General features: G+C 71.4%; 19 protein-coding genes. 9 read left to right on the top strand and 10 right to left on the bottom strand.

Annotated elements, in window-relative coordinates; translation table 11 throughout:
* Window positions 1-67 precede the first annotated feature (67 nt).
* On the bottom strand, window positions 68-607 hold the full coding sequence (locus IF11_RS0108835; RefSeq protein WP_030350920.1) for an Lrp/AsnC family transcriptional regulator: 540 nt from the start codon (window positions 605-607) through the stop codon (window positions 68-70).
* A 188-nt stretch (window positions 608-795) separates the two neighbouring features.
* Here IF11_RS0108835 and pdhA (IF11_RS0108830) point away from each other — a divergent pair, with 188 nt between their 5' ends.
* The 7 genes from pdhA (IF11_RS0108830) (at window position 796) to IF11_RS0108800 (ending at window position 8,968) form a co-directional block, all read left to right on the top strand.
* Window positions 796-2,010, top strand: coding sequence for a pyruvate dehydrogenase (acetyl-transferring) E1 component subunit alpha (pdhA, locus tag IF11_RS0108830; protein WP_051745712.1), 1,215 nt, complete (start codon window positions 796-798; stop codon window positions 2,008-2,010).
* The gene (locus IF11_RS0108825) at window positions 2,007-3,011 is read left to right on the top strand and encodes an alpha-ketoacid dehydrogenase subunit beta (RefSeq protein ID WP_030350918.1); all 1,005 of its coding nucleotides are present in this window, start codon (window positions 2,007-2,009) and stop codon (window positions 3,009-3,011) included. The genes pdhA (IF11_RS0108830) and IF11_RS0108825 overlap by 4 nt, the downstream gene beginning before the upstream one ends.
* Entirely contained in the window at window positions 3,011-4,423 is a 1,413-nt protein-coding gene (locus tag IF11_RS0108820) for a dihydrolipoamide acetyltransferase family protein (RefSeq protein ID WP_030350917.1), read from the top strand. The genes IF11_RS0108825 and IF11_RS0108820 overlap by 1 nt, the downstream gene beginning before the upstream one ends.
* Window positions 4,424-4,504: 81 nt before the next feature.
* On the top strand, window positions 4,505-5,380 hold the full coding sequence (locus IF11_RS0108815) for an NTP transferase domain-containing protein (protein WP_030350916.1): 876 nt from the start codon (window positions 4,505-4,507) through the stop codon (window positions 5,378-5,380).
* Window positions 5,377-6,855 (top strand): molybdopterin molybdotransferase MoeA, encoded by a 1,479-nt coding sequence (locus tag IF11_RS0108810; protein WP_030350915.1) that lies wholly within the window; start codon window positions 5,377-5,379, stop codon window positions 6,853-6,855. The genes IF11_RS0108815 and IF11_RS0108810 overlap by 4 nt, the downstream gene beginning before the upstream one ends.
* Before the next feature lie 20 nt (window positions 6,856-6,875).
* Window positions 6,876-7,931 carry a potassium channel family protein gene (locus IF11_RS0108805; protein WP_030350914.1) on the top strand — a complete coding sequence of 352 codons (1,056 nt, stop codon included), beginning with the start codon at window positions 6,876-6,878 and terminating at the stop codon, window positions 7,929-7,931.
* A 47-nt stretch (window positions 7,932-7,978) separates the two neighbouring features.
* On the top strand, window positions 7,979-8,968 hold the full coding sequence (locus IF11_RS0108800) for an NAD(P)H-quinone oxidoreductase (protein WP_030350913.1): 990 nt from the start codon (window positions 7,979-7,981) through the stop codon (window positions 8,966-8,968).
* A gap of 111 nt (window positions 8,969-9,079) precedes the next feature.
* Here the strand turns inward: IF11_RS0108800 and IF11_RS0108795 are convergent, their stop codons facing one another.
* The 6 genes from IF11_RS0108795 to IF11_RS0108770 all read right to left on the bottom strand — a co-directional run bounded on the left by IF11_RS0108795 (window position 9,080) and on the right by IF11_RS0108770 (window position 16,759).
* On the bottom strand, window positions 9,080-9,622 hold the full coding sequence (locus IF11_RS0108795) for a bacterial proteasome activator family protein (RefSeq protein WP_030350912.1): 543 nt from the start codon (window positions 9,620-9,622) through the stop codon (window positions 9,080-9,082).
* A gap of 122 nt (window positions 9,623-9,744) precedes the next feature.
* Window positions 9,745-12,594: an ABC transporter permease gene (locus IF11_RS0108790; RefSeq protein WP_030350911.1), complete on the bottom strand. Its 2,850-nt coding sequence runs from the start codon at window positions 12,592-12,594 to the stop codon at window positions 9,745-9,747.
* Window positions 12,591-13,388, bottom strand: a complete 798-nt coding sequence (locus IF11_RS0108785) for an ABC transporter ATP-binding protein (protein ID WP_420894575.1) — start codon at window positions 13,386-13,388, stop codon at window positions 12,591-12,593. Before IF11_RS0108785 ends, IF11_RS0108790 begins: the two co-directional genes overlap by 4 nt.
* Window positions 13,389-13,549: 161 nt before the next feature.
* The gene (locus IF11_RS36500) at window positions 13,550-14,233 is read right to left on the bottom strand and encodes a PadR family transcriptional regulator (RefSeq protein WP_037727346.1); all 684 of its coding nucleotides are present in this window, start codon (window positions 14,231-14,233) and stop codon (window positions 13,550-13,552) included.
* Between the two features lie 108 nt (window positions 14,234-14,341).
* Entirely contained in the window at window positions 14,342-14,926 is a 585-nt protein-coding gene (locus tag IF11_RS37695) for a hypothetical protein (protein ID WP_051745708.1), read from the bottom strand.
* A gap of 156 nt (window positions 14,927-15,082) precedes the next feature.
* On the bottom strand, window positions 15,083-16,759 hold the full coding sequence (locus tag IF11_RS0108770) for a protein kinase domain-containing protein (protein WP_030350908.1): 1,677 nt from the start codon (window positions 16,757-16,759) through the stop codon (window positions 15,083-15,085).
* Between the two features lie 360 nt (window positions 16,760-17,119).
* On the opposite strand from IF11_RS0108770, the gene IF11_RS0108765 reads away from it, so the two are divergent.
* Complete coding sequence (locus IF11_RS0108765; protein ID WP_030350907.1) at window positions 17,120-18,760, top strand: protein kinase domain-containing protein; 1,641 nt, start codon at window positions 17,120-17,122, stop codon at window positions 18,758-18,760.
* 33 nt (window positions 18,761-18,793) lie between these two features.
* Here IF11_RS0108765 and IF11_RS0108760 read toward each other — a convergent pair whose 3' ends face one another.
* The 3 genes from IF11_RS0108760 to IF11_RS0108750 form a co-directional block, all read right to left on the bottom strand.
* On the bottom strand, window positions 18,794-19,813 hold the full coding sequence (locus IF11_RS0108760) for a phosphotransferase (RefSeq protein ID WP_030350906.1): 1,020 nt from the start codon (window positions 19,811-19,813) through the stop codon (window positions 18,794-18,796).
* A 204-nt stretch (window positions 19,814-20,017) separates the two neighbouring features.
* The gene (locus IF11_RS0108755; RefSeq protein ID WP_030350905.1) at window positions 20,018-20,446 is read right to left on the bottom strand and encodes a pyridoxamine 5'-phosphate oxidase family protein; all 429 of its coding nucleotides are present in this window, start codon (window positions 20,444-20,446) and stop codon (window positions 20,018-20,020) included.
* 149 nt (window positions 20,447-20,595) lie between these two features.
* A complete protein-coding gene (locus IF11_RS0108750; protein ID WP_030350904.1) occupies window positions 20,596-21,252 on the bottom strand; it encodes a response regulator in 657 nt (218 codons plus the stop codon).
* A 324-nt stretch (window positions 21,253-21,576) separates the two neighbouring features.
* Here IF11_RS0108750 and pdhA (IF11_RS0108745) point away from each other — a divergent pair, with 324 nt between their 5' ends.
* Window positions 21,577-22,758 carry a pyruvate dehydrogenase (acetyl-transferring) E1 component subunit alpha gene (gene pdhA / locus IF11_RS0108745; RefSeq protein WP_030350903.1) on the top strand — a complete coding sequence of 394 codons (1,182 nt, stop codon included), beginning with the start codon at window positions 21,577-21,579 and terminating at the stop codon, window positions 22,756-22,758.

Genomic DNA, 22,758 nt, shown 5'->3' with positions numbered 1-22,758 from the left:
CTCTTAAAGCTCTTAAAGAGGGGGCCGTTTACTACGGAAGGGGCCTTTCTACGGAGGGGGCCCGTTTCTACGGAGGGGGCCCGTTCAGGTCCGTCTCCTCGAAGACCAGCAGCGTCCGGGTCGAGAGCACCTCGGGGATGGCCTGGAGCCTGGTCAGGACCAGCTCCCGCAGGGAGCGGTTGTCCGGGGCGTGCACCAGCAGCAGAACGTCGAAGTCGCCGCTGACCAGCGCGATATGGGTGGCCCCCGGCAGCTCCTGGAGCTGTTCGCGCACGGTGCGCCAGGAGTTCTGCACGATCTTCAGGGTGATGTACGCGGACGCGCCCTGACCGGCGCGTTCATGGTTGACGCTGGCGCTGAAACCGCGGATCACGCCGTCGTCGATCAGCCGGTTGATCCGGGCGTACGCGTTGGCGCGCGAGACATGGACGCGCTCGGCCACCGACCGTATCGAGGCACGGCCGTCCGCCCGCAGGATGCGGAGAATGTCCTGATCGATGGCGTCCAGCGGGCGCGCCGGAAGCATGGCTTCCGTACCGCCGCCGCCTCTCTCGGCGCCGGGTCTGACCCCCACCCCGTCGATCTCCCGGTCCGTGCCGTCGGCCATTTGTTCAGCTCCCCTGTCTCCCCGGCTCCGCGCCATGGACGGCCTGCGTCCATCCCAAGCTGTGGAGAACCGTTTGTCCACAGGCTGGAGCCGCGTGTAGCCAAAATGCCCTGACGACCGAACAATCGGTAGGTGAGGCGTGCCACATCTTGGCACCCGTTCACCCGCTCCCACGAGGAGGTGCACGCGTGAAGGAAAGCAGTACGTCGGTCCAGGAACCGCCCGGTGCCGCGGGCCACCTGTCGCACCCGCCCCCGGCGTGGCGGCCGCGTACCGACCCCGCACCGCTGCTGCCCGACCCCGAGCCGTACCGCGTGCTGGGTACGGACGCCGCGGCCGGGGCCGACCCCGCCCTGCTGCTGCGGCTCTACGCCGAGCTGGTCCGCGGGCGCAGGTACAACACGCAGGCCACGGCGCTGACCAAGCAGGGCAGGCTCGCCGTCTACCCGTCGAGCACCGGACAGGAGGCCTGCCAGATCGCCGCCGCGCTGGTCCTGCGGGAGCAGGACTGGCTCTTCCCCAGCTACCGCGACACCCTCGCGGCCGTGGCGCGCGGGCTGGATCCCGTGCAGGCGCTGACGCTGCTGCGCGGCGACTGGCACACCGGCTACGACCCGCACGAGCACCGGATCGCGCCGCTGTCGACACCGCTGGCGACCCAGCTGCCGCACGCCGTCGGCCTGGCTCACGCGGCCCGGCTCAAGGGGGACGATGTGGTCGCGCTCGCCCTCGTGGGCGACGGGGGCACCAGCGAGGGCGACTTCCACGAGGCGCTGAACTTCGCCGCCGTGTGGCGGGTCCCGGTCGTCTTCCTCGTCCAGAACAACGGCTTCGCGATCTCCGTGCCGCTCGCCAAGCAGACTGCGGCGCCCTCCCTGGCCCACAAGGCCGTCGGGTATGGCATGCCGGGCCGGCTGGTGGACGGCAACGACGTGGTCGCGGTGCACACGGTCCTCGGCGAGGCCCTGGCGCGTGCCGGGCGCGGCGAGGGACCGACGCTGGTCGAGGCCGTGACGTACCGCATCGACGCCCATACGAACGCCGACGACGCCACGCGCTACCGGGCCGGCGACGAGGTCGAGATCTGGCGCGCGCACGACCCGCTCCGGCTGCTCGAACACGAGCTGACCGCGCGCGGGGTGCTCGACGAGGACGGCATCAGGAAGGCCGCCGAGGCCGCCGAGACGATGGCCGCGCGGCTGCGCGACCGCATGAACGCCGAGCCGGTGCTCAACCCCATGGACCTCTTCACGCATGTCTACGCGGATCAGACCGTCCAGCTGCGTGAGCAGGCGGCGCAGCTCCGGGCCGAGCTGGACGCCTCGGCCGAGGAAGGCTCCGGAGAAGAACCGGGAGAAGGCTCCGGGGAAGGACGCACGGAAGGATCCGGTGAGGTGCGATGACCACCGTCGCGGTGAAGCCCGCCACCATGGCGCAGGCCCTGCGGCGCGCGCTGCGCGACGCGATGGCCGAGGACCCCTCCGTCCATGTCCTCGGTGAGGACGTCGGCACGCTCGGCGGGGTCTTCCGGATCACCGACGGGCTCGCGGCCGAGTTCGGCGACGACCGCTGTACGGACACCCCGCTCGCCGAGGCCGGCATCTTGGGGGCGGCCGTCGGGATGGCGATGTACGGGCTGCGGCCCGTCGTGGAGATGCAGTTCGACGCCTTCGCCTATCCGTCGTTCGAGCAGCTGATCAGCCATGTGGCGAAGATGCGGAACCGCACGCGAGGCGCGATGCCGCTGCCGATCACCGTGCGGGTGCCGTACGGCGGCGGGATCGGCGGGGTCGAGCACCACAGCGACTCCTCGGAGGCGTACTACATGGCGACCCCCGGCCTCCATGTCGTCACGCCCGCCACGGTCGACGACGCGTACGGGCTGCTTCGGGCCGCGATCGCCTCCGATGATCCGGTGATCTTCCTGGAGCCGAAGCGGCTCTACTGGTCGAAGGCCCCGTGGTCGCCGGACGAGCCGGCCGAGGTCGCCCCGATCGGGCGGGCCGTCGTCCGGCGCCGGGGCAGCAGCGCCACGCTGATCACCTACGGTCCTTCCCTGCCGGTCTGTCTGGAGGCGGCGGAGGCGGCCCGCGCCGAGGGCTGGGACCTGGAGGTCGTCGATCTGCGCTCGCTGGTGCCGTTCGACGACGAGACGGTCGCGGCGTCCGTACGGCGTTCGGGGCGCGCGGTCGTGGTCCACGAGTCCACCGGCTTCGGCGGGCCGGGTGGGGAGATCGCCGCCCGGGTCACCGAGCGCTGCTTCCACTACCTGGAGGCGCCGGTCCTGCGGGTGGCCGGATTCGACATTCCCTATCCGCCGCCCATGCTGGAGAGGCACCATCTTCCGGGAGTGGACCGGGTGCTGGACGCGGTCGCGCGACTCCAGTGGGAGACGGAGAGCTGATGGCCCAGGTGCTGGAATTCAAACTGCCGGACCTCGGGGAAGGGCTGACCGAGGCGGAGATCGTCCGCTGGCTGGTGTCGGTGGGGGATGTCGTCGCCGTCGATCAGCCGGTGGTCGAGGTCGAGACGGCCAAGGCGATGGTGGAGGTGCCCTGCCCCTACGGGGGTGTGGTGACGGCGCGCTACGGCGAGGAGGGCACGGAGCTGCCTGTCGGGGCGCCGCTGCTGACGGTGGCGGTGGGGGCGTCGGAACCGGCCGACGCGCCGACGGCGGCTGTCGCGCCGGAGGCCGCTGCCCCGACTGCTGACCCGGCCCCCGCTCCCGCCCCCACCTCGGCTTCGGCCTCCGACGAGACGTCGGGCAATGTGCTGGTCGGGTACGGTACGGGCGCTCCGGCGGCGCGCAGGCGCCGGGTCCGCCGGGCGCCGATGAGCGCGTCCGCCGCTGCCCCCGCGCCCGCTCGTGAACCGGTGAACGGCGCGGCCGGGGCGGTCCCCGTCGTCTCCCCGCTGGTCCGCAGGCTGGCCCGCGAGCACGGCCTCGATCTGCGGGAGCTGACGGGCTCGGGGCGGGACGGGCTGATCCTGCGGTGCGATGTCGAGCAGGCGATCCGCCAGGGCGCCGCACAGGCACCACCCGCCACCCCCGCCCCCGCTCCTGCCACGACACAGACTCCGTCCCCGGCTCCGGCTCCCATGCAGGCCACTCCGTCCACGCGGCCCGGCGTCACCAGGGTGCCTCTGCGGGGCGTACGCGGCGCGGTCGCGGACAAGCTCACCCGCAGCCGTCACGAGATCCCGGACGCGACCTGCTGGGTCGACGCGGACGCCACGGAACTGCTGGCCGCGCGTACGGCGATGAACGCGGCCGGAGGGACCAAGATCTCGCTGATCGCCCTGTTCGCCCGGATCTGCACGGCGGCCCTCGCTCGCCACCCCGAGCTGAACTCCACCGTGGATCTGGCAGCGCGGGAGATCGTGCGCCTGCCGGAGGTGCACCTCGGCTTCGCCGCGCAGACCGACCGTGGCCTGGTCGTCCCTGTCGTACGGGACGCGCACGCCCGCTCCGCGGAGTCGCTGAGCGCCGAGTTCGCGCGGCTGACGGAGGCGGGCAGGGCGGGCACGCTCACGCCGGGCGACCTGACCGGCGGGACGTTCACCCTCAACAACTACGGGGTGTTCGGGGTCGACGGCTCGACGCCGATCATCAACCACCCCGAGGCGGCGATGCTCGGGATCGGCAGGATCGTGCCCAAGCCATGGGTGTACGAGGGTGAGCTGGCCGTGCGTCAGGTCGTCCAGCTGTCGCTCACCTTCGACCACCGCGTCTGTGACGGCGGTACGGCGGGCGGTTTCCTGCGCTACGTGGCGGACTGCGTCGAACAGCCGGCGGTGCTGCTGCGCGCGCTGTAGGTCAGGGCCTAGGGAGGTGGTCGCTCGAAAACAGGCCACCTCGGGTGCTTCGGGCGTGCCGTCGCGGCCCATACTTCAGCCATGACCGCGTATGACGCCATCGTGCTCGCCGGAGGTGCCGCCAAGAGGCTCGGCGGCGCCGACAAGCCAGGGGTACGCGTCGGGGGCCGGTCGCTGCTCGACCGGGTGCTGGCGGCCTGCGAAGGGGCCGCCCGCACCGTAGTCGTGGGCGGCAGGCGGCCCACAGCGCGGCCGGTGCGCTGGGCGCGCGAGGATCCGCCCGGCGGCGGGCCGGTCGCCGCGCTCGACGCGGGGGTGCGGTGCGCGGAGGCGGACACCGTGCTCGTACTCTCCGCGGATCTGCCGTTCCTGGGGGAGCCGACGGTGCGCCGCCTGATCGAGACGCTGGACAGAACCGGCCGGGAGGGGGCCCTGCTCACCGACGCCGAAGGCCGTGACCAGCCGCTGGTCGCCGCCTACCGCGCCGAGCCGCTCCGTCGTGAACTGGCCCTTCTCGCCACCGAGTACGGCAGTCTGCCCGGCCTGCCGCTCCGGCTGCTGGTGGAGGAACTCGACCTCGCCCGGGTCGACGCTGATCCGCTCGCCTCCTTCGACTGCGACACCTGGGAAGACATCTCCACAGCGCGGGCCAGGATCAGAGAGCATGGGACCGTGCTGGACGAATGGATCACCGCAGTCAAGGACGAACTCGGCATCGAGCTGGATGTCGACACCCATGTACTCCTCGATCTCGCCCGCGACGCCGCGCACGGCGTCGCCAGGCCCGCCGCGCCGCTGACGACCTTCCTGGTCGGTTACGCGGCGGCCAAGGCCGGCGGGGACGGTCCCGAAGCGGTCGCCGAAGCCGCCCGCAAGGCCGCGGCGCTCGCCGTGCGCTGGGCGGACGAGACGGAGGGCACCGACGGACCGGGCGTCAAGGGGGCCGACGCCGGATGACGGCCCAGGACCGCGAGGTCGACGGGTTCGACGATGCCCTGGCTCTGGTCGGCAGAGAGCCGGGCGCGGGGGGTGTGCCGGACCGGGCCACCGGCCCGGTCCACGGCCCGCATCACAGCCAGGACCAGGGCGAGGGCCAGGAGCGGGACCGGACCCGTGGCGCCGCACCGGGCCCCAGCGCCGCACCGGGCCACGGCCCCGGCTCTCCCCCGACCGCTCGGCACCGCGCCGAGCCGTGGGACGCCGCCCGCGCCCTCGCGGCACGCTCCGCGGCGTCGGTCCCGGCCGCCCGCGCCGCCTCCGTACCCCTCGACCGGGCCGTGGGCCGGGCGCTCGCCGAGCCGCTCACCGCCCTCACCGATCTCCCGTCGTTCGACACCTCCGCCATGGACGGCTGGGCGGTCTCGGGGCCGGGCCCCTGGTCCGTGCGGCCCGTCAAGGGCTCCCCACGAAAAGGGGCGACCGGCAGCCGGGGCGCCGACGACCTCGGCATCCTGGCCGGCCATGGGACGGTGGCGCCGCTCCCGGACGGCACGGCCGTACGGATCGCCACCGGCGCCCGTATCCCGGCCGACACGACCGCGGTGGTCCGCAGCGAGCATGCCCGTACGGACAGCCGCGGCCATCTCCACGCCGACCGCGAGGTGATCCCCGGGCAGGACATCAGGCCGCGCGGCCAGGAGTGCCGGACCGGCGACCGTCTGCTGCCCGCCGGTTCCCTGGTGACCCCCGCCGTCCTGGGGCTCGCGGCGGCGGCCGGCTATGACGAGCTGCTCACCGTCCCGCGCCCGCGCGTGGAGGTGCTGGTCCTCGGTGACGAGCTGCTCACCGAAGGGCTGCCCCATGACGGGCTGATCCGCGACGCGCTGGGGCCGATGCTCGCGCCCTGGCTCCGTACGCTCGGCGCCGACGTCATCGCCACCCGCCGGATCCGCGACGACGCCGAGGCGCTGTGCCGCGCGGTCACCGGATCCAAAGCGGATCTCGTTCTCACCACGGGCGGTACGGCCGCGGGACCGGTCGACCATGTCCACCCGGTGCTCCACAAGACGGGCGCCGAGCTGCTGGTCGACGGGGTCGCCGTACGCCCCGGGCACCCCATGCTGCTGGCCCGGCTGGCCTCGGGACGGCATCTGGTCGGGCTGCCCGGCAACCCGCTCGCCGCGGTCTCCGGGCTGCTGACGCTCGCCGAGCCCCTGTTGCGCACGCTGGCGGGACGGGCGCCCCGCCCCCCGTATCGCGCACCGCTGCGGGACGCGGTGCACGGCCACCCGTACGACACCCGGCTGGTGCCGTTCGTGCACCATGACGAGGGTCTCGTACCGCTGCATTTCAACGGTCCCGCCATGCTGCGCGGTATCGCCGCCGCCGATGGACTCGCGGTCGTGCCGCCGGGCGGCGCGCGGCCCGGAGACGAACTGGAAGTTCTCGACCTGCCGTGGGCGGCATCGGTCGATGGAGGGTGTTTCACGTGAAACTTCCGGGCCATGATGCGATGGCCAGGCACGCCGACGAACATCTCGTCGCGGCGCGGGTGAAGCTTCCGCGCCGTACGGCCGTACAGCCCCTGCGGCAGGTCACCAGACGGCTGTTGATGGCGCTGTTCGTCCTCGCTCTGACGGTCTTCATCGTCTATATCGACAGAGTGGGCTATCACGACAACTCGGATGAGTCGGTCGATTTCCTCGACTCCGTCTACTACGCGACCGTCACGCTCTCGACGACGGGGTACGGCGACATCGTCCCGTACAGCGACAGCGCGCGGCTGGCCAATGTGCTGCTGGTGACCCCGTTGCGGGTGCTTTTCCTGATCATCCTGGTCGGTACCACTCTCGAAGTGCTCACGGAGCGCACCCGGGAGGAGTGGCGGCTGAACCGCTGGAGGTCCAACTTGCGTGACCACACCGTCATCGTCGGCTTCGGCACCAAGGGGCGCTCGGCGATGCAGACCCTCTGTGCCACGGGTCTCAAGAAGGAACAGATCGTTATCGTCGACCCGTCCAGCAAGGTCATCGACGCGGCCAACGCGGAAGGGTTCGTGGGCGTGATCGGCGACGCGACCCGCAGCGATGTGCTGATCCGCGCCGAGTTGCAGCGGGCGCGTCAGATAGTCATCGCCACTCAGCGCGACGATACGGCCGTGCTGGTGGCGCTGACCGCACGTCAGCTCAACCGTGCCGCGAAGATCGTCGCAGCCGTGCGCGAGGAGGAGAACGCACCGCTCCTGCGCCAGTCCGGGGCCGACGCGGTCATCACCAGCGCCAGCGCGGCCGGCCGGCTGCTGGGACTGTCCGTGCTCAGCCCGAGCGCGGGCACGGTGATGGAGGATCTGATCCAGCAGGGCAGCGGCCTGGACATCATCGAACGCCCCGTCATAAAGGCCGAGGTGGGCCGGAACGTCCGGGAGACGGACGACCTCGTGGTGAGCGTGCTGCGCGGCCACCGGCTGATGGGGTACGACGACCCCGCCGCCAGCCCGCTCCAGCTGACCGACCGTCTGATCACCATCGTCCGGGCGCAGAGCCCCTCGGCGCCGGACTACTCGAACTGATCGTGCCCAGGGGCCGCCTCGCACCCCGCCGGAGTAGCCTCGCGGCCATGCATGCGATCACGATTCCGGAACCCGGCGGCCCCGAGGCGCTTGTATGGGCCGAGGTGCCCGATCCCGTACCCGGCGAGGGCGAGGTGCTCGTCGAGGTGGCGGCGAGCGCCGTCAACCGCGCGGACCTGCTGCAACGTCAGGGCCTCTACGATCCCCCGCCCGGCTCCTCCCCGTACCCCGGCCTGGAGTGCGCGGGCACGATCACCGCGCTCGGCCCGGGGGTCTCGGGCTGGGCCGTCGGCGACGAGGTGTGCGCGCTGCTGGCCGGCGGGGGGTACGCCGAGAAGGTCGCCGTCCCGGCCGGGCAGCTGCTTCCCGTACCGCGGGGCCTGGACCTGGCCTCGGCCGCGGCGCTCCCCGAGGTCACCTGCACGGTCTGGTCGAACGTCTTCATGGTGTCTCACCTGCGGCCGGGCGAGACGGTGCTCCTGCACGGCGGGGCGAGCGGGATCGGCACGATGGCGATCCAGCTGGCCAAGGCGGTGGGCGCGCGGGTCGCGGTCACGGCGGGCGGCCCCGAGAAGCTGGCGCGCTGCGCCGAGCTGGGCGCGGACATCCTGATCGACTACCGCGAGCAGGACTTCGTGGAGGAGATCCGCAAGGCCACGGACGGCGCCGGCGCGGATGTCATTCTCGATATCGTCGGCGCGAAGTATCTGGAACGGAATGTGCGGGCCCTGGCCGTCAACGGGCGGCTGGCGGTGATCGGTCTTCAGGGCGGGGCGAAGGCCGAACTCAATCTGGGCGCCCTGCTGAGCAAGCGCGGGGCCATCACGGCGACCTCGCTGCGCGCCCGGCCGCTGGCCGAGAAGGCGGCGATCGTCGCGGCCGTACGGGAGCATGTCTGGCCGCTGATCGCCGACGGTCAGGTCCGTCCGATCGTGGACCGGACGCTGCCCATGGCGGAGGCGGCCGAGGCGCACCGGGCCCTGGAGGCGAGCGCGCACGTCGGCAAGATCCTGCTGCTCACGTCGGCGGGCGCCTGAACCACGTTCACCAGCTGATCGCGCCCGCGAGCGCCTGATACGTCCGCGGCCCGGCACACCGCACGGTGCGCCGGGCCGCGCCGGACAGAGTGATTCAGCGCGATACGGGGATTACAGGTACGGGCCCGAACGGATCGCGCCGTGCCCCTGCTCCCCGTCGTCCTCCTGGACCGAGCCCGGCGGCAGCGCGCGGCGCATCTGCTCCAGCTGGGCCCTGGCCGCCATCTGCTGGGCGAACAGCGCCGTCTGGATCCCATGGAAAAGGCCCTCCAGCCACCCCACCAACTGGGCCTGCGCGATACGCAGTTCCGCCTCGGAAGGGATGGCCTCGTCCGTGAAGGGGAGCGAGAGCCGCTCCAGCTCCTCGACCAGTTCGGGGGCGAGCCCGTCCTCCAGCTCCTTCACCGAGCCGGCGTGGATCTCCTTGAGCCGTACCCGGCTCGCCTCGTCCAGGGGAGCCGCCCGCACCTCCTCCAGAAGCTGCTTGATCATGCTGCCGATGCGCATGACCTTCGCGGGCTGCTCGACCATCTCCGTCACCGGAATCTCACGCGCGCCGTCGTCGGTTCCACCGCCGCCGAGCGCCATCCCGTCCTGTCCCACCACGAGGACGTGGGGGCTCTCCTGCGACCGTTCGTTCCTCGGCATCTCCATGCGGCCCATTGTCTCGCACATGTGCGTCACCACATGGTGTGCCCCCGTACGAAGGCGGATGACCTCGGTACGGGGGCACGGAGACGCGAGGATCGCGTGATCCACAGGCCGGGCCCGTGGGGTTACGTCGCCGCCCGGCGGCCGAGCACCCGGTGCGAGCGGGTGACCAGCGCCGCCAGGATCGCGGCGCCCAGCGGGACGGCGACCAGCAGCGCGGCCAGCGTTCCCCAGGGGATCACGATCGGTACGTGCGGCAGGTCGACGGCGCTCAGGCCCTCGTCGAGCGCCTCGCGGTACCAGTCCTCCTCGCTGCGTCGCTGGGTCAGCCGCAGCCCGATCGCCGGAAGCACCCCGGCCATCGAGCCGAGCAGCACACCCATCACGGCCACCACCCCGCACTGGAATCCGCTGAGCGTCCTGCGGACCCGCGCCGGAGCTCCGACCGCGGCGAGCGTCTTGAGATCGGCCTCGGCGTCGGCCTGGGCGAGACCGGTGGCGATACCGGCGGCGCCGATGGTGACCAGCCCCGCGAAGACGGTCAGCGCCAGCAGCACGATGCTGTTCTCGCTGACGTAGCCGCCCTCGATGTGGAGGCTGACATCGCTGCCGGTCTTGTCGAGCTCGCTGTCCAGCTTCTGCTTCTGGGCGCTGCTCGGCATGGCGCCGGTCGAGTAGTACGCGCCGAGCGGGACGGTGCTGAGGCCCGTGGCCTCGGCCGTGGCCGGGGTCAGGATCATCGCGATGCCGTACGCGTTGGGCGACCCCGCGACCTGGTGCGCCGCGACCGTCTTGACGTCGCCCGGCGGGTCCTCGCCCTTCTCGAAGGCCGCGTCGGCCGCCTCCACGTCGGTGATCAGCCGGATGCCGATCTTGCCGTTCGTGTCGATGTTCCGCTTGTCGAATGAGACGATCCGCCCGTCCGCCAGCGCCTTTTCGGCGTCGGCGTCCTTGATCCCGAGGACCGCGAGCAGCTTGGCGTCACCGATCAGCACACCGCCGTTGACGCTGCTGTAGACGTCGCCCTCCTTGCAGCGCCAGTCCTTGATGAGCTTGCGCCGCTCGGCCTTGCTGAACTTCTCGGAGGGATCCTCGCCGCCGTTGTTCATCCACAGCGGGCACTGGTTGGCCTTGGGTACGACCACCTCGTACCGCCCGCAGCCGTCCTCGCCGCCGTACATCGAGCAACTGGGCTTCCCGACCGAGATTCGGTCCACATCGGCCCGTATCTCGGTGGGCAGATTCTTCTGGACGGCCGTACGCACGGCCGGGACATCCCGGCCGCCGCCCTCGTCGAGCATGACGGAGACCGCGCCATGGGGCAGCTCCGGCGTGTACGCGGCCCGGCTCTGGGCGTCGCTGCTCGCCTCGTAGGTCGAGACCGCGACCGTTCCCGCGACCGCGGCCAGCACCGCGGCCACGGCGGGGGCCGTGCGCCCCCGGTTGCGTACGGCGTCACGCAGCGCCAGCCGCGGTGAGAGCGGCATCCAGCGGCCGATCCGGCCGAAGAGACCCACCAGGGCCGGCGTCAGCGCGACCACACCCAGTTCGGCGAGGGCACTGCCGCCCGCGACGATCGCGAACTGGTCGGTCATCGTCGATCCGTACAGCGCGATCGCGGCACCGAGCGCGAACGCGATCAGTCCGAGGACCGGCAGCACCCTGCTGCTCCTGCGCACCCCGCGGCGGCCGGTGAGCGAGGCCAGCACGGTCTGACGGGAGGCGGTGACGGCCGGGACGATCGCGGCCAGCAGGCCGGTGAGCACGGCCAGCGCCGCGATACCGATCAGTTCCAGCGGCCGGATCTCCATGCCGCCGAAGCGCCCGCCGTTGTACTCCTCCAGCACGGGACGCAGGGCGAAGGTGAGGGCGACACCGAGGACCGTACCGACGACGGCTGAGGCGACACCGATCACCAGACCGCCGCTGAGCACGATGGCGCGGATATGGCTCCGGTCGCCGCCGTTGGCCCCGACCAGGCCGAGCTGACGGCGCGAGCGCCGGGCGCCGACCGCGAAGGCGGGCCCCGCCAGCAGACAGATCTCCAGCATCGCGAGACCGACGATGGTGCCCATCGCGGCCATCTCGAAGGTCTTGGACGCCGTGCTCTGCTCGTACGTTCCCCAGCCGTCCTGCTGGTACAGCGGGACGTCCGAGTCGGCGGGCGGGTTCAGCTGTACGGCGCGTGAGGTGACCGTGACGCCCTTGGCGTTGGCCTCCTGCACCATGTTCCACGTGAAACCGCCCGAGAGGCTCACCAGTCGCGTGGTCGTCGGCGACGTGCCGGGCAGATCGTCGGCCTTCAGCGCCTTGTCGAGCGGGGCCAGGAACGCGCCGGGGAGCGCGTTGACCTGGTCGGTGCCGAGGGAGCTGGGGAGTTCGTACTCGCCGACGATCCGGTAGTCGGCGTCGAGTCCGCGCGCGGTGAGCTTCGAGCCCACACGCAGACCGCTGGTCTCCAGGAAGTGCGTGGTCGCGGCGACCTCGCCGCCCTTCTCGGGGAAGCGGCCGTCGAGGAGACGCATGATGCCCTGGGCCATCGGGTCGGAGGCCTTCAGCTCACGGATCTCGGTGTGCAGCAGTCCGTGCGTGGTCCGGAGCTTTCCGGACCCGAGCGTGTCCTCCAGGACCGTGGCGCCCGGCGGGATGGTCTTCTTGACGTCCGCGGGGCCGTCGGGCCACGGCTTGTTCTCGAAGTCGCCCACCGGCGCGTACTGCTCGCCCGTCGGGTTCTGCAGGAGGGGCTCACCGGCCAACGAGGGGTCGGAGATGCGCGCGTCGGCCCGGCCGAGGTCGCGGTTCAGACTCTCCGCGGTGGAGAGGTCCGAGCTGCGCAGGGTCACATCCGCGGCGCTCACCCCGAGGATGGGCAGCGCGATCATGGCGAGGACGAGGAAGCTGCGCCCCTTGAAGCGCCAGGCGTCGCGACGGGCTATCCGTACCGCGGCGCGCCAGGAGTGGAACCAGTTCTTCACAGCTCGGCCGCCTGGCCCGTGAGCAGCGAGTCCGCCTGGCTGCGCAGCGTCTGGTCGACGACCGCGCCGTCCCGCAGGAAGATCACGCGGTCGGCCCAGGCCGCGAAGCGCGGCTCGTGGGTGACCAGGATGCCGGCCGCGCCCGCGTCACAGCGCGTGCGCAGCAGCGCGAGCACGGACTCGCCGGTCTCGGAGTCCAGGGCGCCGGTCGGCTCGTCCGCGAGGACCAGACGCCGGTCGCCGACGAGAGCGCGGGCGATCGCCACGCGCTGCTGCTGGCCGCCGGACATCTCGTCGGGGAACCGGTCGGCGAGCTCCTCCAGACCCATCTCCCGCAGCGCGGCCAGGGCCTCGACGCGGCCTTTGCGCGCGGAGGTGCCGTCGAGTTCGCGGGGCAGCGCGATGTTCTCGGCGGCGGTGAGCGCGGGGATCAGGTTGTAGTCCTGGAAGACATAGCCGATGCTGCGGCGGCGCAGGGCCGCGAGCTGCTTGCGGTCGACGGTGGTGATGTCGGTGTCCTCGACGATCACGCGGCCCGAGCTGGGGCTGTCGAGGCCGCCCGCGATGGTGAGCAGCGTGGACTTGCCGGAGCCCGACGGGCCCATGACGGCGACGAGTTCGCCGGGGAACACATCGAGGTTGATACCGCGCAGCGCGTGCACCTCGGTGGCGCCGCTGCCGTGGACGCGGGTCAGCTCCTGGAGCTGGAGCACGGGCCGCTTCGACGAGTGCTGCTGCGGTGGCGCCGGCTGTGACGGCTGTGACTGGTGTGGCTGATGTGATTTGCGAGCCATGAGGGTCCCCCCTTTGGGCGTACGCGCACGTACGAGCGGTTCGGTGTGACGAGTGAGGTGGGGCGGGTGGTGGTGCGGTCAGCCCCAGGAGGCCCTGCGGGCTCCGGCCGGATGGTTCGGGTGACGGCCGGAGCCGCGGGCGGTGGTGTCCGGCGCCGCGGTCAGTCGGCCGTCGAGCCGCCGGACGGCGCGGACGCGGAAGCCGGTGCGGAGGAAGCCGGTGCGGTGGCGGACCCGGTGGCGGACGCGGGCGTGGACCCGGCGGCCGGATTCCCCGGAGGCGTCTCCGGCTGCGTGCCGCCGCGCCCCGGCATCATCGCGAGCCGGATCAGCCGTACTTCGCAGTGGTCGAGCCAGCGGGCCTCGGCCTCGGTCTGGAAGATGAGCTGCTCCAGGACCAGGAGCCAGGCCACCTCGTCCCGGTCGGTCGGGACGGCTTCCAGGGCCTGTGCCTTCAGCCGCGTGTAGTCCTGCATCGCCTGGATGGTGTGGTGCCGCTGCGACTGGATCACCTCCCGGATGTCGACCCCGGGAGCCCCTACCGCCATGGCGAGTTTGATCGCCAGTTCGTCGCGGGGCGGGCTGGCGCGGTCGACGGGCGTACGGAACCACGACCGCAGCTCCGCGCGGCCGGTCTCCGTGATCACGTAGAGCGCGTGACCGGCCTCGTCCTCGCCCTCCTGCGTGACCATGCCGTCGCGCTCCAGCCGGCTCAGGGTCGTATAGACCTGGCCGACGTTGAGCGGCCAGGTGGAGCCGGTGCGCGACTCGAACTCCGTACGGAGCTGAGAGCCGTAACGCGGACCGCGTTCGAGGAGGGCGAGAAGCCCGTGCCGAATGGACATACTCAGTATGTATACCGAGTAAGTCCTAGCCCGCAAGGGACTTGAGGCGGACCTCATAAGTACGCCATAAGGAGGACCACCGGGGGGCCTCGGGGGGACGAGGGAGTTTCAGCGGCGTCGGAGCCGCAGCCCGAGGAAGCCGAGCCCCAGGCCGAGCAGCGTGATTCCGGCGCCCAGGGTCAGTACGGGAACCGGCCGCGTGGCCGATCTGCCGAGGGCCCTCGCGTCCGGCCTGCGGGCGGCGGTGGGCGGCGTGGAGCCGGATGCCGTGGGCTCGCCCGTACCCGCCTGCTCCTCGGGTGGTCTCAGGGCCTCCCCCGGGTCGTCGGCCGCGTTCCAGTCGTCCGCCGCCTCCTCGTCCGTACGCGCGGGGGCGGAGGCGGACGGCTTCGCGGGCGCGGAGGAGGACGACGGCTTACGGGAAGGGGCGGGCGGCTTCGCCGGGGAGGAGGGCCGGCCGGGGCGCACGGGGGCCGAGCTCTCCGCGCTCGCGCTCGGGCCCACGTCCTCGGGCGGCTCGTCCTCGGAATCCGGCTCCGGCGGCCTGCCCGGCCGTGTCTTCCCCTCCCCGGCGAGACGCCCGGCCAACGAAGAGGCGGCGGGCTCGGGGGCCGCGGACGTGCGCGGCGGGGGCGGGGTGGACTCCTCGGCGTATGCGACGGGTGCGGCCAGCAACAGGGAAGCGACCGCCATCGCGCAAGAGGTGCGGAACCTTGGAGTCACCGATCCAGCGTCACATGACGCGACAACTCCGGCATCCCGGACGTTTCGTAGGTAACGGCCCTACGTAACGGCGTACGTAACGGCGTTGGGTAACGGCGTTGGGTAACGGCCGACGGGCCGGTACGGCTACTCCGGGTCCCCCGTGGAGATCGTCAGCTCGAACTCCTGCTCCTTGGGCAGCACGGCGGCGCCCGGCCGCGGGTACTGGCTGATCACGATGTCCTCGGCCTGCGTGCCGTCGTTCTGCTTCTTCGGCTCCGACCAGGTCCAGCCGGCCGCGCGCAGGCAGTCCTTCACCGAGAGGAGGTCCTTGTACCGCAGGTCCGGCACGGTCACCTTCGCCGGGTCGAGGCTGTCCTCCGAGGCTTCCGAGCACTTCGTCGCGTCGATGGTGCGGTTCCGCTCCGGGTCCCGGTGGCCCGCGGCCGGGCCGGTGGTGCCGCTCGTGCGCGGATCCGCGTTCGTGTTGTCGTCGGTGCCGTTCTTCATATTGAGCGCCGTGACCAGCCCGGCGATCGCGAGGATCGCGACCGCGACCGAGCCCACGATGACCGGCATGTTCCGTCGGCCGCCGTGCTGGCCACCCCCGCCGTGCCCGCCGTGGCCACCATGCCCGCCGTGGCCGGAACCGGCCGCCGTCTGGGGCTGGGGGGAGACCGCGTACGGCTGCGGAGCCGGCGACGGGGTGTGGTAGGCCGGGGGCGGCGTCTGCGGATAGCCGTACCCTGGCCCGGCCCCGGGGCCCGATGTCTGCATCGGGGCAGGCGTCGGCGGCCCGTAAGGGCCCGGCTGGTACGGCGTCTGCACGCCCTGCCCGCTCGGCGGCCCCTGGGTCGACTGGTCCACCGGCGGGAAGACCGCGGAGCCCACGCCCGCGCCGCTGTTCTGCGGCATCCCCTGCACGATCACCGGCGCGCCCGCCTGCCCGCCGGGCAGCACCCGCGCGCATTCGTCGCGCATCGCCTCGGCGCTCGGGAAGCGCTCGTTCGGGTTCTTCTTCAGCGCCCGCGCGACCAGCGCGTCGATCGCGGGGGTGATCGAACGGTTGATGCTGGACGGAGCGACCGGCTCCTCCTGCACATGCGCGTACGCGATCGCCAGCGGCGAGTCCGCGTCGAACGGCAGCCGGCCCGTCAGCAGCTGGAACAGCATGATGCCGACCGAGTAGAGGTCGGAGCGCGCGTCGACGCCGCGCCCGAGCGCCTGCTCGGGCGACAGGTACTGCGGCGTACCGACGACCATGCCGGTCTGCGTCATCGACGTCACACCCGACTGCATGGCGCGCGCGATGCCGAAGTCCATGACCTTGACGATGCCGCGCTTGGTCATCATCACGTTGCCGGGCTTGATGTCCCGGTGGACCAGCCCCATCTCATGGCTGGTCTCCAGCGCGGCCAGCACGTCGGCCGTCACCTTCAGCGCCTTGTCGGCCGGCATCGCGCCGTACTGGGCGATGTCCGCCTGGAGTACGGAGCCCAGCGGCTGCCCCTCGACGTACTCCATGACGATGTACGGCATCAGCGCGCCGTCTAGCTCGTCCTCGCCCGTGTCGAAGACGGAGACGATGTTGGTGTGCGACAGCTTGGCGACGGCCTGGGCCTCACGGCGGAAGCGCTCGCGGAAGGACTGCTCGCGCCCCAGCTCCGTGTGGAGGGTCTTGATCGCGACCTGACGGTCCAGCGCCGCGTCGTACGCCAGATATACGGACGCCATCCCGCCTTCGCCGAGCAGGTCGCGAAGCTGGTACCGGCCCCCCGCGACCGAACCGCCCGCATAGCGGCCCTGTGCGCCGTCCTGGCTCATGACTGTGCTTCCCCCTCGGCGCGCTGACGCGGTGGTACCACGCGATGACCCGTTATCGAAGATCCCGCGATGACGCGAATACGCGCCAAGTCTGCCCGAGGGCACTGACACGTCAAGCCGGGTGCCCGTTCCGTGACCGTACGCACAACAAGCGTCTCGGAAGCGTTACAGGAAACGCATGGAATTTGCATGGGTACCGCGCGAGCGGGTTTCATGACCGGTCCATCCTGGACCGGCGTGTCACACGGAGGCTGTAGCGTGATGTGGCATAGCCACCCCTGAGACATCCCCTGAGACACACAGACATACCGCGGACCGCGCGCGCGGTCTCTCCGCGGACAGAAACGACGGCGAGGACTGATGGCACCCGAACCCGAAGCAGGCGGCGGAGTGTCGGATGCGGCGGACTCCTGGGGCGACAACGGATTGGTCGGCGGGATGGTCGGCGACGGCCGCTACCGCATGACCCATCGCCTGGGCCGCGGCGGCATGGCCGAGGTGTTCGCGGCCGAGGACGTACGGCTCGGACGCATCGTCGCCGTCAAGCTGCTCCGGGCGGATCTCGCCGAGGACCCTGTCTCCAAGGCCCGCTTCACCCGCGAGGCGCAGTCGGTCGCCGGGCTGAACCACCACGCGGTGGTGGCGGTGTACGACTCGGGCGAGGACACCGTCAACGGCCAGACCGTGCCGTACATCGTGATGGAGCTGGTCGAGGGCCGCACCATCCGCGATCTGCTGGTCAGCGCGGAGGCCCCGCCGCCCGAGCAGGCGCTGATCATCGTCTCCGGGGTGCTGGAAGCGCTCGCCTACTCGCACCAGCACGGCATCGTGCACCGGGACATCAAGCCGGCGAACGTGATCATCACGGACGCCGGCGCGGTGAAGGTGATGGACTTCGGCATCGCGCGCGCCCTGCACGGCGCGCAGTCGACGATGACCCAGACCGGCATGGTCATGGGCACGCCGCAGTACCTCTCGCCCGAGCAGGCGCTGGGCAAGGCCGTCGACCACCGCAGCGACCTGTACGCCACGGGCTGTCTGCTCTACGAACTGCTCGCCCTGCGCCCCCCGTTCACCGGCGAGACCCCGCTCTCGGTCGTCTACCAGCATGTCCAGGACATCCCGGTCCCGCCGTCCGAGGTCTCGGACGTGGCGCCGCCGGAGCTGGACGGCCTGGTCATGCGCGCGCTCGCGAAGGAGCCGGACGACCGGTTCCAGAGCGCCGAGGAGATGCGCGGGCTGATCCAGTACGGCATGCAGATGCTCCAGCAGCAGGGCAGCCATACGGGCACGTGGAACACCGGGGCGGTCGAGCCGCACATGGGCGGCAACACCCCGGCGATGGGCATGGCCGCGACGACCGCGATGGGGCACCCGCCGCACAGCGACACCTCACAGGGTCCGATCCTGCCGCCGAGGAACCCGGACGACGGCGGGTACGACGGCGGGCACCAGCGGCGTGGCGGCCGGGGCAAGTTGTGGATCTTCGTCGCGCTCGCGGTGATCGCGATCGTGGCGGGGGCGGCCTACGCGATCCAGGGCATCGGTAATACGGGCAACGGCGACAAGCCGGAGAACAAGCCGTCGTCCAGCCCGAGCGATTCGACGCCGAGCGATTCGCCCTCGCCCTCGGACTCGCAGAGCGAGGACACCACGCAGCCGGACACCTCCACGGGAGGCAACCACCAGCCGAGCTACACCCCCAGGGAGACGCCGTCGCACACCCCGAGCCCGTCCGACGCGACGAGTGACGCGCCGTCGACGCCTCCGGAGACGGGATCGACCGGCTCCAGCAACGGGACGAGCACGGGCACTTCGGACGGAGGCACCTCCACGGGCACGACGGACGGAGGCACGTCCGACGGTGGTACGACGGACGGCTCGTCCGCCGGTACGGCCGACGGAGGCACCTCCGACGGCGGCACGACGACGGGCAGCAACGGTGCCCCCGGCGGGGGCGGCACGATCACCGGCGCCGACGCGGGAGGTACCACTCCCTGACCGGCGGGCCGCGCGCCGCTCCCTGAGCCGGGATCAGCCGGCGAAGGCCTCGCGCACCGCCTCGTACTCCCGCGTCCACCACACCGCGAGGGCCGACACCGCAGCGAACAGCGGGTCGGCCCTTCGGTCGTCCAGCTGGTAGCGCCAGCGCAGTATCCAGAAGTCGTTGAGCCGCTCCCACCACACCCGGTGGACGGCCGCGGCCAGTTCGGAGGCGCGGGCTCCGGCCGCCCGGCGGTAGGCGCGCGCGTACGCCCGTACCTTCGTCAGCTCCAGCTCGCCCGTCGGCCGGACGAAGAAGATCGCCGCGGCCCGCACCGCCTCCTCGGCGCGCGGCTGGACGCCGAGCCGGTCCCAGTCGATGATCGCGACCGGTTCGTCGCCCCGGTAGAGCAGATTCAGCGGGTGGAAGTCGCCGTGCACCCAGCCCGTGGCCGGTTCCGCGCCGGGCGGCGGCCGGCGGTGGGCGTGGAGTTCCAGCAGGTCCCGGCGTTCCATGAGGCGGTGTTCGGCCAGCGCGTCGAAGACGTCCCTGCGGGTGCGGCCGCGGGCCAGGGAGAGCAGCTCGTCGATGAGGTCGAAGGTGTCGGCGGGGTCGGGGCTGACATACGCGAGCGCCGGCGGGTCCGGCTCCATGACCCGCTCCAGACAGGTGTGCACCAGCCCGAGGAGCGCGCCGAGGTCGTGCGACCCCGCCGTCGACAGCTGGGAGCCGTCGCGATGGCGTCCGTCGATCCACGGGTGCAGGGCGTAGCAGTGGCCGCCGATGACCGCGACGGTCTCGCCGTCGGTGTTCTCGACGGGCGGGGCGACGGGCACGCCGAGCGTCCGGAGCCGCTCGGTGGCGCGGTGCTGGCGCGTGATGGTGTCGCGGTCGCCGTCCAGATGGTGCTTGAGGAAGTAGGCGCCCCGGGTGGTGAGGAGCCGGTAGCCGCGGTTGAGGAGCCCTTGGGCGACCGGTTCGCAGGAGAGCGGCTCGCCCGCGTTCCGGTAGCGGCGGAGCAGCGCCCGGACGGGGGGAGCGGCGGCGTGGAGCGGGAGGGTGGAGTGCAGGGGGGCGGAGGGGTGCGGCGGGGCCGACGGGTGGAGCGGGGTGGAGGGGTGCGGTGGTGCGGACGGGTGCGGTGGTGCGGAGGGATGTACGGGGGGAAGCACGGTACGAGGTGCACGAGCGGCGGCAGGCGCGGGAATGGGGATCACGGCGGTCGCAGCAGGTGCGGCGAATTCATATGAGCGCGGCACTTGTCAGATGTTAGATCACGCAACGTGTTGGCTTCGTCGCTCCAAGGAATAGTCGAGCGTATGTACGGTGACGAACTGGGGCGTAAGCCGTATATAGACCGGATCGAAGGGTTCACCGTCCACGCGGTGCGGGCCCGTGCCGAACATTTCCCTCTCGGGGGCCGTCGGTTCGATGATCTCGGCGGTGCCGGTGAACTGCACCGACCACCGGTCCACCTCGTCGCTGCTGAAGTTGTCCGCCCCGTACGCCACCACGCCGGCGCCGCATGCCCGGTGGTAGCCGAGACCCGCGTGCATGCGCAGCAGGACGGATCCGCCGGCCACGACATGGCGGGCGGGCGCCACGAACGGCATCGCGCGCATACTCGTCGCCACCCGCCCGTACGACACCCGGCGGAGCAGGTCGATGGCGCGGAGTTCGGCTCGGAGTTCCTCGGTGGACATGTCGTCCACTGTCCGTCACCGAAGTCCGCGCCAACAGAGGACGCGGCCCCGTATGCACAGGACGTAGGTCCCGATTAGGACGGGGCCCGATGCGGTACGCGCTGCGGTATTTGCCCGGTTCGGGACTTCTTGGCTTTGCCTGGTTCGGCTCAGGGCTTCTCCGCCTGAAGGCGCGCCACATACGCGGCCGCCTGCGACCGGCGCTCCATCCCCAGCTTGGAGAGCAGGCTGGAGACATAGTTCTTGATCGTCTTCTCGGCGAGATGCAGTTCCTCGCCGATCGCGCGGTTGGTCATGCCCTCGCCGATCAGATTCAGGATCTTGCGCTCCTGGTCGGTGAGGCCGGCCAGCTTGTCGTCCTTCGGGGTGTTGCCCGTACGCAGCCGCTCCAGCACCCGCGCCGTCGCCTCCGGATCGAGCAGCGACCGCCCCGCCGCCACGTCCCGTACCGCCGTCAGCAGCTCGCTGCCGCGGATCGCCTTGAGTACGTAACCCGAGGCCCCGGCCATGATCGCGTCGAAGAGCGCCTCGTCGTCCGCGAACGAGGTGAGCATCAGGCACTTGATGGTTTCGTCCCGGGAGCGGATCTCCCGGCAGACCTCCACGCCGCTGCCGTCCGGCAGCCGGACGTCCAGCACCGCCACATCGGGCCGGGTCGCCGGGATCCTGGCCGTCGCGTCCGCCGCCGTACCCGCTTCTCCGACGACCTCGATGTCGTCCTCGACGGAGAGAAGCTCGTAGACGCCTCTGCGGACGACTTCATGGTCATCAACGAGAAATACTGTAATTTTTCCGTCCTTGTACACAGAATTCAGTCTCACACATTCACCCCTTCCCTGCCGCAGATCAGCGGGATAACGTGCCGTTGTTCCGGCGGCCTGCAAGGCTGTGACCAGTGGTTGTTCCAGACTTTGTCGATTTACTTGGAAATCCAAGCAAAATTGCAGGTCAGATGGGGTTTCGCAGTAATGCCGCCCACTGGGTAACGTGCCTGTGACAGGGCGCTCGCCGGGGCACCTGTCACGCCTGTCCCGGCCGGGTCGCACCCACCCCGTGCACGCGGCGGAAACAGGCGAGCCGCACTGGTTCCCGGCGGATCCCGGGGGCCGGACAGACGGAGGAGCACGCACGTGACCGTGGAGAGCACTGCCGCTCGCAAACCGCGACGCAGCAGCGGCACCAAGCGCGCAAGCGCCAAGAGGACGCCGCAGCCACAGAGTTCCGAGCCGCAGCTCGTACAACTGCTCAGCCCCGAGGGCGAGCGGGTCGAGCACCCGGACTACGGGATCGATCTGACCCCGGAGGAGTTGCGCGGGCTGTACCGGGACATGGTCCTGACCCGCCGCTTCGACGCCGAGGCAACGGCGCTCCAGCGCCAGGGCGAGCTGGGACTGTGGGCATCACTGCTGGGCCAGGAGGCCGCGCAGATCGGCTCGGGTCGCGCGCTGCGCGACGACGACTATGTCTTCCCGACCTACCGTGAGCACGGCGTGGCCTGGTGCCGCGGGGTCGACCCGACGAATCTGCTGGGCATGTTCCGTGGCGTGAACCACGGAGGCTGGGACCCCAACAGCAACAATTTCCACCTCTACACCATCGTCATCGGCTCCCAGACCCTGCACGCCACCGGCTACGCCATGGGCGTCGCCAAGGACGGCGCGGACTCGGCCGTGATCGCGTACTTCGGGGACGGCGCCTCCAGCCAGGGCGATGTCGCCGAGTCGTTCACCTTCGCCGCGGTCTACAACGCGCCGGTGGTCTTCTTCTGCCAGAACAACCAGTGGGCGATCTCCGAGCCGACCGAGAAGCAGACCCGGGTGCCGCTCTACCAGCGCGCGCAGGGGTACGGCTTCCCCGGCGTCCGGGTCGACGGCAATGACGTACTGGCCTGTCTCGCCGTGACCCGCTCCGCGCTGGAGCGGGCCCGCCGGGGCGAGGGGCCCACGCTGGTCGAGGCCTTCACGTACCGGATGGGCGCGCACACCACCTCCGACGACCCGACCAAGTACCGCCGGGACGAGGAGCGGGAGGCCTGGGAGGCCAAGGACCCGATCCTGCGGCTGCGCCGCTACCTGGAGCGGGAGGGCCATGCCGACGAGGCGTTCTTCACGGCTCTGGACGAGGAGAGCGAGACGCTCGGAAAGCGGGTACGAGAGGTAGTACGGGCCATGCCCGACCCGGACCCCATGGCGATCTTCGACCATGTCTACGCCGACGGGCACGCGCTCGTCGACGAGGAGCGCGCGCAGTTCGCCGCGTACCAGGCGTCGTTCGAGGACACCCAGAGCGGTTCCGCCGGGGAGGGCAAGTAG

Source organism: Streptomyces scopuliridis RB72, assembly GCF_000718095.1.
GTDB lineage: Bacteria > Actinomycetota > Actinomycetes > Streptomycetales > Streptomycetaceae > Streptomyces > Streptomyces scopuliridis.
This window is presented reverse-complemented; position numbering and strand designations above follow the sequence as displayed.

Bases quoted from the DNA above. Each gene is read 5' to 3' on its own strand.
- IF11_RS0108835 (WP_030350920.1), bottom strand. From the start codon at position 607: ATGGCCGACGGCACGGACCGGGAGATCGACGGGGTGGGGGTCAGACCC.
- IF11_RS0108825 (WP_030350918.1), top strand. From the start codon at position 2,007: ATGACCACCGTCGCGGTGAAGCCCGCCACCATGGCGCAGGCCCTGCGG.
- IF11_RS0108820 (WP_030350917.1), top strand. From the start codon at position 3,011: ATGGCCCAGGTGCTGGAATTCAAACTGCCGGACCTCGGGGAAGGGCTG.
- IF11_RS0108815 (WP_030350916.1), top strand. From the start codon at position 4,505: ATGACCGCGTATGACGCCATCGTGCTCGCCGGAGGTGCCGCCAAGAGG.
- IF11_RS0108810 (WP_030350915.1), top strand. From the start codon at position 5,377: ATGACGGCCCAGGACCGCGAGGTCGACGGGTTCGACGATGCCCTGGCT.
- IF11_RS0108805 (WP_030350914.1), top strand. From the start codon at position 6,876: ATGGCCAGGCACGCCGACGAACATCTCGTCGCGGCGCGGGTGAAGCTT.
- IF11_RS0108800 (WP_030350913.1), top strand. From the start codon at position 7,979: ATGCATGCGATCACGATTCCGGAACCCGGCGGCCCCGAGGCGCTTGTA.
- IF11_RS0108795 (WP_030350912.1), bottom strand. From the start codon at position 9,622: ATGGAGATGCCGAGGAACGAACGGTCGCAGGAGAGCCCCCACGTCCTC.
- IF11_RS0108785 (WP_420894575.1), bottom strand. From the start codon at position 13,388: ATGGCTCGCAAATCACATCAGCCACACCAGTCACAGCCGTCACAGCCG.
- IF11_RS36500 (WP_037727346.1), bottom strand. From the start codon at position 14,233: ATGTCCATTCGGCACGGGCTTCTCGCCCTCCTCGAACGCGGTCCGCGT.
- IF11_RS37695 (WP_051745708.1), bottom strand. From the start codon at position 14,926: ATGGCGGTCGCTTCCCTGTTGCTGGCCGCACCCGTCGCATACGCCGAG.
- IF11_RS0108770 (WP_030350908.1), bottom strand. From the start codon at position 16,759: ATGAGCCAGGACGGCGCACAGGGCCGCTATGCGGGCGGTTCGGTCGCG.
- IF11_RS0108765 (WP_030350907.1), top strand. From the start codon at position 17,120: ATGGCACCCGAACCCGAAGCAGGCGGCGGAGTGTCGGATGCGGCGGAC.
- IF11_RS0108755 (WP_030350905.1), bottom strand. From the start codon at position 20,446: ATGTCCACCGAGGAACTCCGAGCCGAACTCCGCGCCATCGACCTGCTC.